13 protein-coding genes and 1 riboswitch are annotated in these 16,476 nt (G+C 39.7%); of the genes, 6 read left to right on the top strand and 7 right to left on the bottom strand.

Features of this window, described 5'->3' with window-relative positions; genetic code table 11:
* The first annotated feature begins 63 nt into the window (after positions 1-63).
* From A3Q34_RS16495 to A3Q34_RS16515, 5 genes are all read left to right on the top strand, one after another.
* Positions 64-1,599 carry a Re/Si-specific NAD(P)(+) transhydrogenase subunit alpha gene (locus A3Q34_RS16495; RefSeq protein ID WP_070376343.1) on the top strand — a complete coding sequence of 512 codons (1,536 nt, stop codon included), beginning with the start codon at positions 64-66 and terminating at the stop codon, positions 1,597-1,599.
* Positions 1,600-1,610: 11 nt separating this feature from the next.
* Positions 1,611-3,014 (top strand): Re/Si-specific NAD(P)(+) transhydrogenase subunit beta, encoded by a 1,404-nt coding sequence (pntB, locus tag A3Q34_RS16500; protein ID WP_070376344.1) that lies wholly within the window; start codon positions 1,611-1,613, stop codon positions 3,012-3,014.
* Between the two features lie 150 nt (positions 3,015-3,164).
* On the top strand, positions 3,165-4,568 hold the full coding sequence (locus A3Q34_RS16505) for an alanine/glycine:cation symporter family protein (RefSeq protein ID WP_197517609.1): 1,404 nt from the start codon (positions 3,165-3,167) through the stop codon (positions 4,566-4,568).
* A gap of 78 nt (positions 4,569-4,646) precedes the next feature.
* Positions 4,647-5,966, top strand: coding sequence for a DEAD/DEAH box helicase (locus A3Q34_RS16510; protein WP_070376345.1), 1,320 nt, complete (start codon positions 4,647-4,649; stop codon positions 5,964-5,966).
* A gap of 20 nt (positions 5,967-5,986) precedes the next feature.
* Positions 5,987-6,640, top strand: a complete 654-nt coding sequence (locus tag A3Q34_RS16515; RefSeq protein WP_070376346.1) for a hypothetical protein — start codon at positions 5,987-5,989, stop codon at positions 6,638-6,640.
* A gap of 10 nt (positions 6,641-6,650) precedes the next feature.
* On the opposite strand, the gene A3Q34_RS16520 is transcribed toward A3Q34_RS16515, so the two are convergent.
* The gene (locus tag A3Q34_RS16520) at positions 6,651-7,541 is read right to left on the bottom strand and encodes a GGDEF domain-containing protein (protein WP_070376347.1); all 891 of its coding nucleotides are present in this window, start codon (positions 7,539-7,541) and stop codon (positions 6,651-6,653) included.
* Between the two features lie 250 nt (positions 7,542-7,791).
* Here A3Q34_RS16520 and A3Q34_RS16525 point away from each other — a divergent pair, with 250 nt between their 5' ends.
* Positions 7,792-9,759, top strand: coding sequence for a monovalent cation:proton antiporter family protein (locus tag A3Q34_RS16525; RefSeq protein WP_070376348.1), 1,968 nt, complete (start codon positions 7,792-7,794; stop codon positions 9,757-9,759).
* A 186-nt stretch (positions 9,760-9,945) separates the two neighbouring features.
* On the opposite strand, the gene A3Q34_RS16530 is transcribed toward A3Q34_RS16525, so the two are convergent.
* The 6 genes from A3Q34_RS16530 to A3Q34_RS16555 form a co-directional block, all read right to left on the bottom strand.
* A complete protein-coding gene (locus tag A3Q34_RS16530) occupies positions 9,946-11,097 on the bottom strand; it encodes a patatin-like phospholipase family protein (protein ID WP_070376349.1) in 1,152 nt (383 codons plus the stop codon).
* 198 nt (positions 11,098-11,295) lie between these two features.
* Complete coding sequence (locus tag A3Q34_RS16535; protein ID WP_070376350.1) at positions 11,296-11,655, bottom strand: DUF3718 domain-containing protein; 360 nt, start codon at positions 11,653-11,655, stop codon at positions 11,296-11,298.
* Positions 11,656-11,718: 63 nt separating this feature from the next.
* A riboswitch (cyclic di-GMP riboswitch) is annotated at positions 11,719-11,818 on the bottom strand.
* 249 nt (positions 11,819-12,067) lie between these two features.
* Complete coding sequence (locus A3Q34_RS16540; RefSeq protein ID WP_070376351.1) at positions 12,068-12,724, bottom strand: 3-oxoacid CoA-transferase subunit B; 657 nt, start codon at positions 12,722-12,724, stop codon at positions 12,068-12,070.
* A 20-nt stretch (positions 12,725-12,744) separates the two neighbouring features.
* Positions 12,745-13,452 (bottom strand): CoA transferase subunit A, encoded by a 708-nt coding sequence (locus A3Q34_RS16545; RefSeq protein WP_070376352.1) that lies wholly within the window; start codon positions 13,450-13,452, stop codon positions 12,745-12,747.
* Positions 13,453-13,520: 68 nt separating this feature from the next.
* Positions 13,521-14,438 (bottom strand): hydroxymethylglutaryl-CoA lyase, encoded by a 918-nt coding sequence (locus A3Q34_RS16550; RefSeq protein WP_070376353.1) that lies wholly within the window; start codon positions 14,436-14,438, stop codon positions 13,521-13,523.
* Positions 14,438-16,462 (bottom strand): acetyl/propionyl/methylcrotonyl-CoA carboxylase subunit alpha, encoded by a 2,025-nt coding sequence (locus A3Q34_RS16555; RefSeq protein ID WP_070377225.1) that lies wholly within the window; start codon positions 16,460-16,462, stop codon positions 14,438-14,440. Before A3Q34_RS16555 ends, A3Q34_RS16550 begins: the two co-directional genes overlap by 1 nt.
* Positions 16,463-16,476 lie beyond the last annotated feature (14 nt).

The raw sequence follows: 16,476 nt of genomic DNA on the forward strand, positions 1-16,476 counted from the left end.
GTAATATGTTGCAGCTTTATCTTAATTTACGTTGAAGTTGCGATCTTTTAAAAAAGGTGGCTTATGAATATTGGAATACCTAAAGAAACACTAACAGGGGAAAACCGAGTAGCAGCATCGCCAAGCTCGGTAGTTGCTCTACTTAAGCTTGGCTTTAGTGTCCAAGTACAAAAAGGAGCTGGCACAAAAGCCAGTTTTACTGATGAAGAGTTTGCCGACGCAGAAGCTTCATTAGTCACTAAAAAAATATGCTGGCAGTCAGATATTATTTTTAAAGTAAATGCACCTTCACTTGATGAAGTTGCACAAATGAAAGATGGCGCACATTTAGTCAGTTTTATTGCACCGGCGCAAAGTCCAGAGTTACTCGAAGCCTTACGCGCAAAATCAATTACGACCTTTGCCATGGAAATGGTGCCACGTATGACTCGCTCTCAGTCAATGGATGCACTAAGTTCAATGGCGAATATTGCCGGCTATCGCGCTGTTATTGAAGCAACCCATCTTTTTGGACGCTTCTTAACAGGACAAATTACTGCTGCGGGTAAAATGCCACCAGCAAAAGTAATGATCATTGGTGCGGGTGTTGCCGGTCTTGCTGCTATTGGTACCGCTGGAAGTTTAGGCGCTGTGGTTCGCGCTTTTGATACGCGCCCTGAAGTAAAAGAACAAATTGAAAGTATGGGCGCAGAGTTTCTTGAGCTTGACTACGAAGAGCCTGAAGATACGGGATCAGGCGATGGTTACGCAAAAGAAATGAGTAAAGCATTTATTGATGCTGAAATGGCACTTTTTGCAGAGCAAGCCAAAGATGTTGATATTATTATTACCACAGCGATGATCCCAGGCAAACCAGCGCCTAAATTAATTACAGAAGCCATGGTTCATTCAATGAAACCCGGTTCAATTATTGTTGATTTAGCGGCCGCGGGCGGTGGTAATTGTGCATTAACCGTTCCGGGTAAAGTTACTAATGTTGATGGTGTTAAAATTGTTGGTTACACAGATTTAGTCTCTCGTTTACCCAATCAAGCATCACAGCTTTATTCAAATAATTTGGTTAATTTAACTAAATTAGTGTGTCCAAATAAAGATGGTACCATTACGGTTGATTTTGAAGATCAAGTGGTTCGAAACATGACCGTCGTTAATCATGATGAAATCACCTTTCCGCCACCACCAATCCAAGTCAGTGCGGCACCGACTAAACCTGCTACAGTAAAAATTAAAGCGGTCGAAGAGAAAGTAGAACCCGCATCACAAACTAAAAAACACCTGTTTATGGCAATAGGCGCGTTATTGTTTGCTTGGGTGGCCAGTGTTGCTCCCGCGGATTTTCTCTCTCATTTCACTGTTTTTGTACTTTCTTGTGTCATTGGTTACAACGTGGTGTGGAATGTCAGTCATTCGCTGCATACGCCTTTAATGAGTGTTACTAATGCCATTTCGGGCATTATTATTGTTGGCGCTTTGTTACAAATAGGGCAAGACAATATATTAATACAAATACTTGCGGGGATTGCGGTGCTCATTGCCACAATAAATATTGTTGGTGGCTTTGTAGTGACCAAACGTATGTTAAAAATGTTTAGAAGATAAGGGGCGCATTGATGGAATTTTCTCAAGGGTTAATTAGCGCAGCTTATATTGTTGCTGCATTATTATTTATTTTTAGTCTTTCAGGGTTAAGTAAGCAAGAAACGGCTGAAACAGGTAATTGGTATGGCATTACGGGTATGGCCGTTGCTTTAATCGCAACCATTGCCGACCCACGTGTTGATAATGTTTTAGTGATATTTATTGCCATGTCAGTTGGTGCTTTTATTGGTTTACATTTAGCCAAAAAAGTTGAAATGACACAGATGCCAGAGCTGGTCGCTATTTTACATAGTTTTGTTGGCTTAGCTGCGGTACTTGTTGGCTTTAACAGTTATTTTGAAATGGACCACTCATTACTACTAAATTTGACTGATACTCAACAGATGGCGACTAATATTCATCTTGTTGAAGTCTTCTTAGGAGTCTTTATTGGTGCGGTGACTTTTACCGGTTCAATTGTCGCTTTTGCTAAGTTACGTGGTGTTATCAGTTCTTCGGCATTAATGTTACCGCATCGCCATAAGTTAAACTTAGTGGCAGGCATTGTTACTTTTATTTTACTTGTTAGCTTTGTGCAAAGTGGTGGCGATGTTAACGCTTTGTACTTTATGACCTTTATTGCGCTTGTTTTTGGTTGGCATTTAGTCGCTTCTATCGGTGGAGCAGATATGCCCGTAGTGGTCTCTATGCTCAATTCTTATTCGGGTTGGGCAGCAGCAGCGGCTGGTTTTATGCTTAATAATGACTTATTAATTGTAACCGGCGCTTTGGTTGGCTCATCAGGAGCTATATTGTCATACATTATGTGTAAGGCGATGAATCGTTCTTTTATAAGTGTTATTGCTGGTGGCTTTGGTACAGACGTTGTCATTGACAATGATACCGATTATGGCGATCACGTTGAAGTTAATGTCGAAGCGGTTGCTGACCTGTTATCTGCGGCTAAATCAGTCATTATCACGCCTGGTTATGGCATGGCTGTCGCTCAAGCACAGTACCCTGTTTATGAATTGACTCGAGTATTAAAAGAGAAGGGGATCGATGTTCGTTTTGCTATTCATCCAGTTGCTGGACGTTTACCTGGCCATATGAATGTTTTGTTAGCCGAAGCAAAAGTGCCCTACGATATTGTCCTTAGCATGGATGAAATTAATGATGACTTCCCTAAAACGGATGTTGTGTTAGTGATTGGTGCTAACGACACAGTTAACCCCGCGGCAGCAGAAGATCCAACCAGTCCTATTGCCGGTATGCCCGTGTTAGAAGTATGGAATGCTAAACAAGTTATTGTTTTTAAACGCTCAATGAGCACAGGATATGCTGGTGTACAAAATCCACTATTCTTTAAAGATAATACCCAAATGTTATTCGGCGATGCTAAAGACTCGGTAGATAAAATACTAAAAGCGCTGTAAGTAAGTTTATCAAATGAAAAAAACCAGTGATCCGTCACTGGTTTTTTTGCTTAGTACTATTTTTTTTCTTAACACTAATAGGGTCTAACGCTGGTAGTACTTTGTTTGTTATGATAATTAGTAATAATCTAAAAAGGTGAGAAAGATATTTTGATAGAACAATGGATAGGTACAATCAATGGTTATTTATGGGGCAGTGTCCTTATCTATTTACTGACCGGTTGTGGTATTTGGTTTACTTGGCGATTAAAGTGCCTGCAAATAACCCACTTTACTCACATGTTTACGTTACTTAAATTAAGTCGAAAAACAGACAGTCAGGGCATCTCTTCTTTTCAAGCATTATGTACTTCACTTGCCGCCCGTGTCGGCACCGGAAATTTAATGGGGGTTGCTGTCGCTATTACCTTAGGTGGCGCTGGTGCTGTTTTTTGGATGTGGCTTATTGCTCTTGTTGGTATGGCAACTGCCTTTGCTGAAAGTGCATTAGGCCAACTCTATAAAGAAAAAGACGCCAACGGAAACTTTCGTGGTGGTCCTGCTTATTACATGAGCAAAGGCTTAAAAAGTAAAAAACTTGCGGTAACTTTTTCGCTGTGTTTATTTTTCGGTTATGGTTTTGTTTTTAGCTCAGTGCAAGCCCATTCGATTACCAGTGCCTTTGATGGCTCTTTTGGTATTAACCCGTTATTTACTGGGATTGTCATTACTATAGCAACGGCCTTTATTGTTTTTGGTGGCTTGAAAAACATCGCTCGTTTTGCGGAAATAACGGTACCTTTTATGGGACTTGCTTATTTATTGGTCTGTCTAGCGGTTATCTTTTTAAATATTGAAAAAATCCCTGCCATTATTAGCGATATATTTGCTTCTGCTTTTGGTTTAAAAGAAGCGGGCAGCGGTTTAGTTGGTGCGGCAATTGTCCAAGGCATAAAACGTGGTCTCTATTCTAATGAAGCGGGGATGGGTAGCTCACCCAATGCCGCCGCCGCCGCAGTACCTTATCCTCCTCATCCTGTTTCACAAGGTTACATACAAATGCTTGCCGTGTTTTTTGACACTATTGTTATTTGTTCTTGCACCGCTTTTCTTATTTTATTATTTAAAGAAACCGGTAGCGATGCACAGGGAATACAATTAACTCAGCAAGCGTTAGCTTATCAAGTGGGCGCATGGGGAAGCGATTTTATTACTATCGCTATTTTACTGTTTGGCTTCACCTCAATTGTTGCTAACTTTGCTTATGCTGAAAATAATTTGAAGTATTTAAATATGGATAATCCACTTGGACATTGGTTTTTACGTTGTGGATTTTTGGCGATGTTGATTTTTGGTTCAGTAGCGAGTTTACCTCAAGTTATTGCTTTAGCTGATTTATCTACAGGGCTTATGACGGTTGTTAATGTCACGGCTTTATTACTCTTGTCTAAAGTTGTGGTGAGTATTACTCAAGACTATCATCAGCAACATAACCAAGGAAAATTGCCGAGCTATAAGCCAAGTGAAAGCGAGCATAATCGTTTTAATTTGACGAAAGGGATCTGGCAAAAATAGTCTGATGAATAATCTTTAAACTATGCTAGAATGCGCGCCTTAATTTTGGGTTTCGTTTTTTTTGATAAGTGGTGATATATGAGTGTTGATGCAATAGGGTTGTCGGCTGAACTATTAAAGGCAGTTAAAGCCTGTGGTTATAAAACGTTGACGCCTGTTCAGCAGCAAGCTATACCGCTTATTCGGTCTGGAGTTGATCTACTGGCAAGTGCGCAAACAGGTACCGGTAAAACAGCCGCTTTTAGTTTACCAATACTAGAGGCTTTAGCTAAAATTCCGAGTGATAATAATTCATCAAAAACCATTCGTGCACTTATTTTAACGCCAACGCGTGAGCTTACTCAACAAGTTGCCCGTAATATAGAAAGCTATAGTGAATTTTTACCATTAAGCTGTGGTGCAGTTTATGGTGGTGTAAATATGCCACCACAAACTAGAATGTTAAAGCAAGGTGTTGATGTACTTGTTGCTACACCTGGGCGTCTACTTGAGCATGTAGTGGCGAGAAATGTAGATTTATCACAAGTTAAATTTCTTGTTTTAGATGAAGCTGACCGTATGCTAGATATGGGTTTTTTAAATGACATTCAGCAATTAATCAGTGTTATTAAGCAAAAACATCAAACATTGATGTTTTCAGCAACATTTTCAAATAAAGTGAAAACGTTAGCTAAACAAGTCTTACATACGCCAAAAACCTTAGAAGTTTCACGTCAAAACTCAACATCAGGCAAGGTTAAACAATCAGTTTATTGGGTATCAGAAACACGTAAATGTGAATTGTTATCAGAATTGATTGGTATTAATAATTGGCAGCAAGTACTTGTTTTTGCAGGTACCAAAGAAAGTGCAAATATACTCGCCAAAGAACTTAAGCTTGACGGAATTAAGTCGGCGTTGTGTCATGGTGATAAAACACAAGGTGCAAGAAACAAAGCCCTTGAACAATTTACACAAGGAAAAGTTCGCGTGCTTGTTGCTACCGATGTTGCAGCCCGAGGATTAGATATTCCTGATTTACCTTACGTTGTTAACTTTCACTTGCCTTATCTTGCCGAAGATTATGTACACCGTATTGGCCGTACAGGCCGAGCAGGAAAGTCTGGTACGGCAATTTCATTAGTTAGCCCTAAAGATGAACAGTTTTTAGAAAATATCGAAGCATTAATTGGTCGAACTTTTGAACGAACAATTGTCCCTGGATATGAACTAGAACGTGCTTTACCAGCACAATATGCTGAAAAAGAAGATAAACCCTTAAAGAAAAGCCGTTACAAAGCGACACAAGAGAAAAACCAATTAATTGCCCGTAAAAAGGCAGACAGTACGCCAGCGGCTAAACGACGTGCAAAAGTGGCAAAAAAAGCCAAACCAGCACCTACCGGTAAACGTAGATAATTTATTGTTGAACAGTACTTATGGCACACACCTTAGTTGATATACCTTTTGAACAACGCCATCAGTGCTGGTTTTGTGGCGAGCCATCTGAATTAACATTTGGCTTTCCGCATCAATACTTTCTAGTTTTTGATTGCTCACACCCGCCATTATCTGTGCCTAGTTGTCGTGAATGTACTTCTTTAGCGAGAAAGGCAAAGCAGCATTCTATTTGGGCTGTTGCTAATAATGTTAAGCACTTTTTAGCACAAACCTATCAAAAAGATTTAGCGATAGGTATCAATTGGACGAAAGAAGAGCTTGCCGATAGTGAGTTTGAAAGCGGAAATTTTGTTGGCTTTCAAAAAAGTGCTTGGATGATGTATGAAATAGCCAAACAACGCTTAAATTATCAAGGCTGGCTATTGTCGCTTGAGGGCGTCGAACTCGATGTTGATTATATTGGCACCGAGTTTACTTTTGATGGGGTAACTTACCCAAGTGTTGATCTTGCTATTGAGCACTTTATTGAAACCTATGACTTGTCGGCTGAAAACTTTAAAAAAGCACTATCAATTGTCGGTATTGACAAATTTGGCAAAGCGGTAAGATTTTGCCGCCTGCTTATTGGCAGAACGCCAGAGCAACAAAAATTAGCGCTTCGCTATTTTGCAGAAGACGAAAAGTTAAGCTAAGTTAACCTCACTAGACTAAACTTAGCTTACGGCCTTTAAATATTTTTCTTTGATATAGCGCTTTGTCGGCGCGTTTAAAAAAACTTGTTTGCGTATCCATCCTGTCCATAAAAGTATGCCCTAAACTACAACTGACCTGATATTTTGATAATAAAGGATCACGAGTCATTGCGCTGTATATTCGCTGTTCAATAACGAGTAAAGAATCTAGCGTGGCATTTTCAACAATGATTGAAAACTCATCACCACCAAATCTGAATAAACTATCAGAATCTCGGACACTTTCTTTAAGCGCCAAAGAAAATTGAATCAAGACTTCATCACCTAAATTGTGGCCATGACTGTCGTTAATTAATTTAAACTTATCAAGATCGCAGACGATTAAACCAACCTTACTATTTTGGCGGTTTGCATGGTGCATAGCACGCTTTAACTGCTCATCAAAACATCGGCGATTATTTAAAGAGGTTAATCCATCTTGCATCGCTAACAGCAAAGCTTCCTGATACTGTAAAGCATTATTTAATGGGTGAATTAAATACTGATGTAACTCGTTAAGTATCTTATAATTAGTAATGCTTATTGGTGAATTAATGGCGTAGGTCAAAATACCAACAAACTTTTGGTTTAGTTTTAATTCAAAGCTACGTTCATTTTTACCTTGTCTACTCCCTCTAATCGAAGCGGTCATATCACCTTTTTTGAAATATAGACCTGAAAAATCGACATACTTAGCTGCTTCCATTGCAAAAATATTGAGTAAACGATCAAGCTCTAGCGATGTTTGGAGTTGTTCCATTAACGCTAATTTTCTATTAGATTTTTCATGGTCAGGACTATCGAACACTTTAAAAGCGTTATATTGAAAAGCCTGATTATCTACTAAATTTAATGTCTGCATATCATCACCTGATTATTTTATCAGATAAGGTTAAGCAATTTTTATACCTAAATTTATTTTAAAATGGTTTTATTTATAGTATTGATATTAAATGAATTTATATTAATAAAAACTTTGACGAATTTTTGACAATTCATTAATGGCAAGGAGTTGCCGCTGTCAAACTACCGATAATTGCTTTAGACTCAGTAGTGTTCACTCTATTTTTATAATTTTAATACCGATGCGAATGATAAAATAAGGATTTTTTGTGACAGGTCATTTTGAACTCTTAGCGATTCTATCTAGTGCTGTACTTATTGTTTGGTTATTTCGCCGTTTACACTTACCGGCAATTTTAGCCTACTTAGTGGCAGGTATGCTGGTTGGCGATCATGGTTTATCTTTGGTTCAGGACCAAGTGGATTACGATCACTTTGCTGAGTTAGGTATCGTCTTTTTACTTTTCACCCTAGGTTTAGAATTTTCATTACCTAAATTAATCGCCATGCGCCATCTGGTCTTAGCGGTTGGTAGTCTTCAAGTGGGTATTTCGCTAGCTTTTTTTATGGGCATTGCTTTGTTGTTTGGTCAGACATTGGCTAGTTCCTTGATTATTGGTGGCATTATAGCGCTTTCTTCAACAGCCATCGTTATTCGGCAATTGAGTGAAACGGGCGCAATGAAAAGAAAATCTGGGCAGCTCTCTGTTGCTATCTTACTTTTTCAGGATGTAGCCGTTGTTCCCTTATTAATTATTATCCCGATGTTTGCCCAAGAGTCTGATAGCTCAATGGTTGTTGAGTTATTGATTGCTCTAGTTAAAGGTGTCTTTGTCGTTACCTTGTTAATGTTTGCCGGTAAATGGTTGCTGCCACGTTTATTTAATTTAGTGGCGCAAGTTAGAACGGATGAATTGTTTGTTTTAACAACCTTACTCGTTACCTTAGTCGCATCATCATTGACTCAATGGTTTGGCTTATCTATGGCTTTAGGGGCTTTTCTAGCAGGTATGATGTTAGGTGAAAGCCAGTATAAGTATCAACTTGAAGCCGATATCCGGCCTTATCGTGATATCTTACTAGGTTTGTTTTTTGTAACGGTCGGTATGAAACTCGACATCGGTATCGTTTATTCTTCACCATTGGTTATTATCGGCGTTATGGTCAGCTTTATGGTGGTTAAAATACTTATCATCGCCTTCTTAGCAAAACGCGCAGGAGAAGCGGCTAAAGATGCTTGGGCTGCAGGTATTATGTTGGCGCAGATGGGTGAATTTGGCTTTGTGCTTATCGCTTTAGCCAATCAGGTTAAATTGTTACCGGTTGAAACGGCTTCTATCTTGTTAGGCGCAGGTGTATTGAGTATGGCGATAACACCTTATATGATTAACAATGCTCGTCGTTGGTCGTTGATGTTGAGTAACGAAAAGCCCATAGATACCGATCATTTAGCTGAACTTCCCGAGCAAACAGAGTTAAGTGACCATGTTATTATTTGTGGTTTTGGTCGAATAGGCCAAACGGTGAGTCGCTTTTTAAAGCAAGAATCGATTAAGTTTGTTGCTATCGATATTGACCCACTTAGGGCAACAAAAGCGCGTGAAGCAGGAGAAAATGTGCTTTTTGGCTCATCAAGACAAACTGAATTATTACAAGCGGCCCACTTGTCGCAAGCTAAGCTTGTTGTTATTGCTTTTGGTGAAGACAAACAATCACTTGAGGTTATTCAAAAAGTCAGATCATTATCACCCGATGTTCCTATCCTTGTACGCACTCGAAATGATGATCAACTGCAAGCATTGCAAGAAGCGGGTGCTAATCAAGTGGTACCAGAGAGTTTAGAGGGCAGCTTAATGCTGGTCTCTCAAGTGTTATCTTTAACCGGTGTGCCTTTCTCTCGTATCATCCGCCGTGTACAAAAAGAACGTAAAGACCACTACAGCCATTTGCATGGCTTTTTCCAAGGTGAGCATACTGACATGAGCCCTGATGCTATGGATCGCATTGAATTCGCTAATGGGATTATATTAACGGAAAATTCTTTTGCTAATGGACATTCTATAGCATCACTTAATTTATCGGCAAAACGGGTCACGGTGGTTGCGCTTCGCCGTAACAATATTGAATCAGAGCAACCCGATGAAGCCACTATTCTTCAAGCTCAGGATACCCTGATTGTACGCGGAAAACCTAGACGAGTAGAACGAGCAGAGCGCTTTGTACAAAAGGGTGTTTAACTTCCCCCTGACTTTATACCGTGTTGTTAGGTCTAGATGAGTGTTGTTAGGCCTAGATCTAGATGCATAGAACTTGCAGGACATTTCATCTAAAAGGGGGTTAACTTTTCCTTTGATTGTACGTAGTGTTGTTAAGCCAGTAAACGCCTTGTTCAACAAGGCGTTTACTTTAGCAATGGATCGCTATTAAAGGGATAAAAATTTTCTAATCGCAGTCTCTTGCTCCATAGCATCTTCAAATCCCAGTTTAATTAACTGCCGACAATAATTTTTTTCAAATAATAAATAACTAACAATACTTGATTCAGAGTCATTAGAGATACCTACGCTGCGTAATAATAAACGTATCGATAGTGGTAGGTCTGAAAAATACTCTACCGCCATGGCATTAAAGTCATGACTGGGATTAAGGAGAAATGATGATATAGGTTTTAAACCATCTTTTTCTTTTCTAAGCTCTGGTGGAATAAGTTTTATCGTTTCATTAATTCGTTCTAGACGTTCAATATCGCTGTGTAATGTATCTGAGAAAATAGTATCAAGTAAATGACCGGCAACAGTAGAGGTTGTCGGTGGATGAGGATTATTCACTTTACTATGAAGTGGTGCTTTAGGTTGATCAACACCAACAATAAACAAATTTTCGCCACCTAAATGTATCGCAGGGCTTAACGGTGAAAGTTGATGTATAGACCCATCACCATAATGCTCTTGGCGAATTTTGATGGAAGGAAACACTAGCGGAATAGCGGCAGAAGCCATTAAATGTTCACTATTAATTTGGCAAGGCTCACCACGACGTTTAGCGCGAAACCAAGGAGAAATAGACTCATCTGATTGATAAAAACTAATCGAATCGCCATTACTGTAACTTGATGCAGTAATAGAAACTGCAGATAAATAACCACGTAAAATATTGGTGTCGATACGTTTAAAGTCGACCACCATATTCAGTAAGTCACGAAGTGGCGCGTTGTTTAGTAAACTACGAGCACTTTTATTGGCATAATCTGCTTGGAAACTTGCCAGCATACCTTTCGCCAAATGTGAAAAAACCCGTACACCATCACTGTGGTATATTCGACTGGTATTAATGTTTTTCCAAACCCACTCTAATTTTTTGACCCCCAAATGAAAGCATGAAGAATAACAGGCTAGCGCTGTGGTATTTATAGCACCAGCAGAGGTGCCACATATAATGGGAAAGGGGATGCCATGATTTCTAGGGACAAATTTTGATATGGCAGAAAGCACACCTACTTGATAAGCCGCTCGAGCGCCACCGCCAGTAAGTACTAAAGCATTCTTACTGTCTTTATAACTTCTTTTATTCAACATGTATATCGCAGTCTTCTTCGTATAACTTAAGTGTAATCAGTTTTTTAACCTGGTGCTAGCTTAACGAGTCAAAAAACAGATTGAAATGACTAAGGCAAAAAAAAGCCTGCAGAAGCAGGCTTTTTAAAATGACATAGAATTATTATCTAGTAAAACTGTACACTTGATTGAACAAATAACATCTACTAAAAAATAAGTTTAGCTGCTAACGCGTTCGTTAGCTGCGTCTATCAATGGTTGCGATCCGGTTTGCAAAATAGCTAAGTTTTCAGAAACAACTTTCTTTGGCAACTTTGAAATCATCAAAGAACCTGTTTTAACTGAACCATTAGACGATGCAAACGCCAACAGATTCTGTCCATTACACTCAATACCATGAAAGATAGTGCGAATTTTTAATCTATTCGTTTTTAAGAACGAACGCATGCGTTTCTTGTCGTCTGCAGCTACATACTGGCAAACGCTTTGAGCGATGTCAGCAGCTTGTGCTTTCGGCGCCGATACAACAGACGTTAATGTTAAAATAGTGATGGTAGAAGCTAGTAATAATTTTTTCATTTTAGTAACCTTGTAATTAATTTAGTTAGTAAAGGAAAAAACCACGGGATGTACCTTGTATAACGAGGTGACTCCGCTGTCATAGAATTTATATATAAAACATAAATCCCTTAGACCGGTGGTTTTGCGTAACACGATTTCACGTGTTTTGCCTTTTCTTTGTCCCTTTTAGTATTGCGAATTGAGCCTTTAAATGCAAGAAAAATGTGTAATACGCTAGTGACACGGGTAAAGCAATTTAATAAGAAAAAATACTTTTATCAATTTTTTTTCAAATAGAACATGGGCTTAATCGAATGGTGACTATCAAGACCGTTAAGTGAACTTTAATATAATGTTAATATATAGGGTAAAAAAAAAGAGCTAGAGCTCTTTTTTTATTCAATCTTATGATTAATATGCCGCTAGGTTATTAAAATTTCATTTCTGGGACATGTTCAGGAACAATTAATTCACCTTCAGTGAGTTTTATTATTTCCTCAATACTTACCCCTGGCGCTCGCTCTAATAAATGAAACTTGCCGTCTTTAATTTCGATAAAGGCTAAATCAGTTAGTACTCTTTTAATACAACCTTTACCTGTTAATGGTAGGGTGCAATGGGATAAAAGTTTTGAAACTCCATGTTTAGAAGCGTGGGTCATAGTAACAATAATATTGTCAGCACCCGCGACTAAATCCATAGCACCGCCCATACCTTTAATAAGCTTACCTGGGATCATATATGAAGCAATGTTACCGTTTACATCGACCTCAAAGGCACCTAGTACGGTTAAGTCGACATGTCCGCCACGTATCATTGCGAATGACTCAGCACTATCAAAGATAGAGGCACCTTTTGCCATCGTTACCGTTTGTTTACCGGCATTAATTAAATCTGCATCAATTTCGTCTTCGGTGGGAAACTGTCCCATGCCAAGTAAACCATTTTCAGATTGAAGCATCACTTCTATTCCCGCAGGAATATAGTTAGCGACTAACGTTGGAATACCTATACCTAAGTTAACGTAATAACCGTCTTGTAATTCTTGTGCTACACGTTGTGCTAGCTGTTCTCTTGTTAAAGCCATTGTTTAATCTCCTGAATTATTTATGACTGAGCAGTACGAACAGTTCGTTGTTCAATGCGTTTTTCAAATGTACCTAAAATCAATCGATTAACATAGATACCTGGTGTATGGATTTGGTCTGGGTCTAGCTCGCCAGGTTCAACTATCTCTTCAACTTCAACGACAGTAATTTTGCCTGCCGTTGCGGCCATAGGATTAAAGTTACGTGCTGTTTTTCTAAAAACCAAATTACCGTAACGATCGGCTTTCCAGGCTTTAACAATGGCAAAGTCGCCTTTAATTGCGGGCTCAAGGATATACATTCTACCGTCTATTTCACGCTCTTCTTTACCTTCTGCTACCGGTGTTCCATAACCTGTTGCCGTAAAGAAAGCGGGGATACCAGCACCACCGGCTCGCATTTTTTCAGCCAAAGTGCCTTGTGGTGTGAGTTCTACTTCTAATTCGCCACTCATCATTTGACGTTCAAATTCAGCGTTTTCACCAACATATGATGCAACAATTTTTTTGATTTGACGGTCTTGCAGTAACACACCTAAACCGAAATCATCGACACCACAGTTATTTGAAACCATCGTTAATGCTTTAGTGCCTTTGCGCTTTATTTCACTAATTAGATTTTCTGGGATACCACATAAACCAAAGCCACCCGAGATAACGGTCATACCGTCTTCAAGTCCTGCCATTGCTTCTTCATAGCTTGCTACTACTTTGTCAAATCCGGCCATTATTCAATCCTCATTACATTTATTTCTATGGAGTATTTATCATACATCGTCATTTATTATTATATTTATTACTGTGCACGGTAAGCATTAGAAACTTTAGATGCCGGGGTTTTACCTAATTTATCACTGATAAACCAACCGGCATGGACTAACTTATCTAAATCAATACCGCTATCAATACCTAAACCATTGAGTAAGTAAACCACATCTTCAGTGGCAACATTACCTGAAGCGCCCTTAGCATAAGGGCAACCACCCGATCCAGCAATGGCACTATCAATAACGGCAATACCATTTTGTAAAGCGGTGTAAATGTTTGTTAACGCCTGACCATAGGTATCATGAAAATGAACCGCTAGTTTAGCCTTAGGTACACGGGCACTAACCGCTTGTAACATCTTCTGTACATTAACAGGTGTGCCTACACCAACCGTATCGCCAAGCGATATTTCATAACAGCCCATTTGGTAAAGTTTTTCAGCCACTTCAGCCACTTTTTCTGGTGATACTTCACCCTCGTAAGGACAACCGACAACACAAGAAACATAGCCTCTTACCGGAATGTTTAATTTTTTGGCTGCGGCCATTATCGGTTCAAATCGCTCAAGGCTTTCAGCAATTGAACAGTTAATATTTTTTTGACTAAACGCTTCAGAAGCCGCGCCGAAAATGGCAACTTCGCTGGCATTCACCGCTACAGCCGCTTCAAAACCTTTCATATTTGGCGTGAGGGCGGCGTAAGTGACCCCTTTTTTACGTGCTATCCCATTGAAAACATCGGTCGATGTTGCCATTTGAGGCACCCATTTCGGAGAAACGAAGCTGCCACTTTCAATGTAAGTGACTCCTGCATCACTGAGCAGATTAATTAAGGCAATTTTATCTTCGGCACTGATTTGTTGTTTTTCATTTTGTAGGCCATCACGCGGGCCAACCTCAACGATTTTTACTTTGTTAGGTAAGGTATTATTAGCAAGGGAGCTCATTATGACTCCTGTGGCGTAAAAGCAAGTAATTCACTGCCGCCATCAACCATGTCACCTTCGGCGTAAAATAAGGTATCAATGGTGCCGTCTTCAGGGGCTCGAATGGTGTGCTCCATTTTCATCGCTTCCATGATCATTAAGGGTTGGTCCTTAGTCACACTATCGCCGGCTTTGACTAACACGCTGACCATAGTACCGTTCATAGGTGCTAATAGGCCGCCATGATTATCATCAGCATTATTGTCACCACAATCAGGTTTAATATGAATAAAGTTAAAAACGCCATTTTGACGATATAAGCTAATTTGATCACCTGAACTGTCAATGTTGTGCGCGATAGTGGCTTGACTGCGATAGCCATCAATACTGACATGGAGTGTGTCACCGGCAATTCGACCTTGGCAGTCAACTGTTCGTCCTGCAACTGAAATTAAATAGTAGCTACGATTTCCTTGACGTTTCTGTTCAACAGTCACCGGATATTCAATATCATTGTGGGCAAGAACTACTCGGTGATTATGCGCTTCGTTAGAGCGCCACGCCGAGGTATTATTCCAAGGAGAAAAAGGATCTTTGGTCGTTGCTGCTTTTTGTTTCGCTTGTTCAGCCAGTGAAAGTACTAAATACAAAGCTGCCATCGGTAATTCGTCGGCTAACGCTTGTTTGTTATCATGAAATATTTCACTGTCGTATTTCTCGATAAAACTAGTATCTATTTCTTCATTAATAAACGGTTTTGATGTCGCTAAGTTATAAAGAAAATCAATATTGGTGGTAACACCTTTAATACGATATTCCGACAAGGCTTTTGTTAAACGTTGCAATGCTTTTTCACGATTTTCATCCCAGACAATTAGCTTAGCTATCATAGGATCGTAAAATACACTCACCTCATCACCTTGACGAACACCGGTATCAACACGAACATGCGCGCTTTCTGCTGGCGGTTGTAAAAAATCTAGCGTGCCTGTTGCAGGTAAAAAATCATTATTTGGGTCTTCAGCGTAAATTCGCGCTTCAAAAGAGTGGCCATTAATGACTAACTGTTCCTGTGTTTTTGGTAAAACTTCACCAGCAGCAACTCTTAATTGCCATTCGACTAGATCTTGGCCACTGATCATTTCAGTCACCGGGTGCTCTACTTGTAAGCGAGTGTTCATTTCCATAAAGTAGAATGAACCGTCAACATCCAGTAAAAATTCTACCGTGCCTGCGCCTTGATAACCAATAGCCTGGGCAGATTTTATCGCAGATTCGCCCATCGCTTTACGTAGCTTTTCACTCATTTTAAAGGCTGGCGCTTCTTCAATAACTTTTTGATGACGACGTTGCACTGAACAATCACGTTCAAATAAGTAAACGGCATGTTGATGATTATCACAAAACACTTGAATTTCAACATGGCGAGGTTGTGTTAGATACTTTTCAACCAGCATTCTATCATCACCAAAGGATGACATTGCTTCACGTTTAGCTGCTGCAAAACCTTCACTAAACTCAGCTTCGCTCCACACTTGTCGCATGCCTTTACCACCACCACCGGCGGTAGCTTTTAATAATACCGGATAGCCCATATCGTCAGCCGCTTTTTTAATGATGGCTTCGGATTGATCATCACCATGATAACCAGGGACTAAGGGGACATTGGCTTTTTCCATAATGTTTTTAGCGGCAGACTTTGAGCCCATCGCTTCAATGGCCGCAACTGGCGGACCAATAAAAACGATGTTTTCATCGCTACATCGACGACAAAAGTCAGCATTTTCTGAGAGAAAACCATAACCTGGGTGAATGGCTTGAGCGCCAGTACGTTTTGCCGCTTCAATCACTTTCTCTGATAATAAATAGCTTTCGCGAGAGGGCGATGGACCAAGGTAAATGGCTTCATCAGCCATGTTGACATGAAGCGAGTCAGCATCAGCATCAGAATATACGGCAACGGTTAAAATACCCATTTTACGAGCGGTTTTAATTACGCGACAGGCGATTTCACCACGGTTGGCAATAAGAATTTTAGTAAACATTTTAGCTGTTTTAG

The organism is Colwellia sp. PAMC 20917 (genome assembly GCF_001767295.1).
GTDB lineage: Bacteria > Pseudomonadota > Gammaproteobacteria > Enterobacterales > Alteromonadaceae > Colwellia_A.

Excerpts from the sequence above, each read along its gene's own strand:
- A3Q34_RS16495 (WP_070376343.1), top strand. The coding sequence starts at position 64 with ATGAATATTGGAATACCTAAAGAAACACTAACAGGGGAAAACCGAGTA.
- A3Q34_RS16535 (WP_070376350.1), bottom strand. The coding sequence starts at position 11,655 with ATGAAAAAATTATTACTAGCTTCTACCATCACTATTTTAACATTAACG.
- A3Q34_RS16555 (WP_070377225.1), bottom strand. The coding sequence starts at position 16,462 with ATGTTTACTAAAATTCTTATTGCCAACCGTGGTGAAATCGCCTGTCGC.
- A3Q34_RS16520 (WP_070376347.1), bottom strand. The coding sequence starts at position 7,541 with ATGCAGACATTAAATTTAGTAGATAATCAGGCTTTTCAATATAACGCT.
- A3Q34_RS16540 (WP_070376351.1), bottom strand. The coding sequence starts at position 12,724 with ATGGCTTTAACAAGAGAACAGCTAGCACAACGTGTAGCACAAGAATTA.
- pntB (WP_070376344.1), top strand. The coding sequence starts at position 1,611 with ATGGAATTTTCTCAAGGGTTAATTAGCGCAGCTTATATTGTTGCTGCA.
- A3Q34_RS16510 (WP_070376345.1), top strand. The coding sequence starts at position 4,647 with ATGAGTGTTGATGCAATAGGGTTGTCGGCTGAACTATTAAAGGCAGTT.
- A3Q34_RS16530 (WP_070376349.1), bottom strand. The coding sequence starts at position 11,097 with ATGTTGAATAAAAGAAGTTATAAAGACAGTAAGAATGCTTTAGTACTT.
- A3Q34_RS16545 (WP_070376352.1), bottom strand. The coding sequence starts at position 13,452 with ATGGCCGGATTTGACAAAGTAGTAGCAAGCTATGAAGAAGCAATGGCA.
- A3Q34_RS16550 (WP_070376353.1), bottom strand. The coding sequence starts at position 14,438 with ATGAGCTCCCTTGCTAATAATACCTTACCTAACAAAGTAAAAATCGTT.
- A3Q34_RS16515 (WP_070376346.1), top strand. The coding sequence starts at position 5,987 with ATGGCACACACCTTAGTTGATATACCTTTTGAACAACGCCATCAGTGC.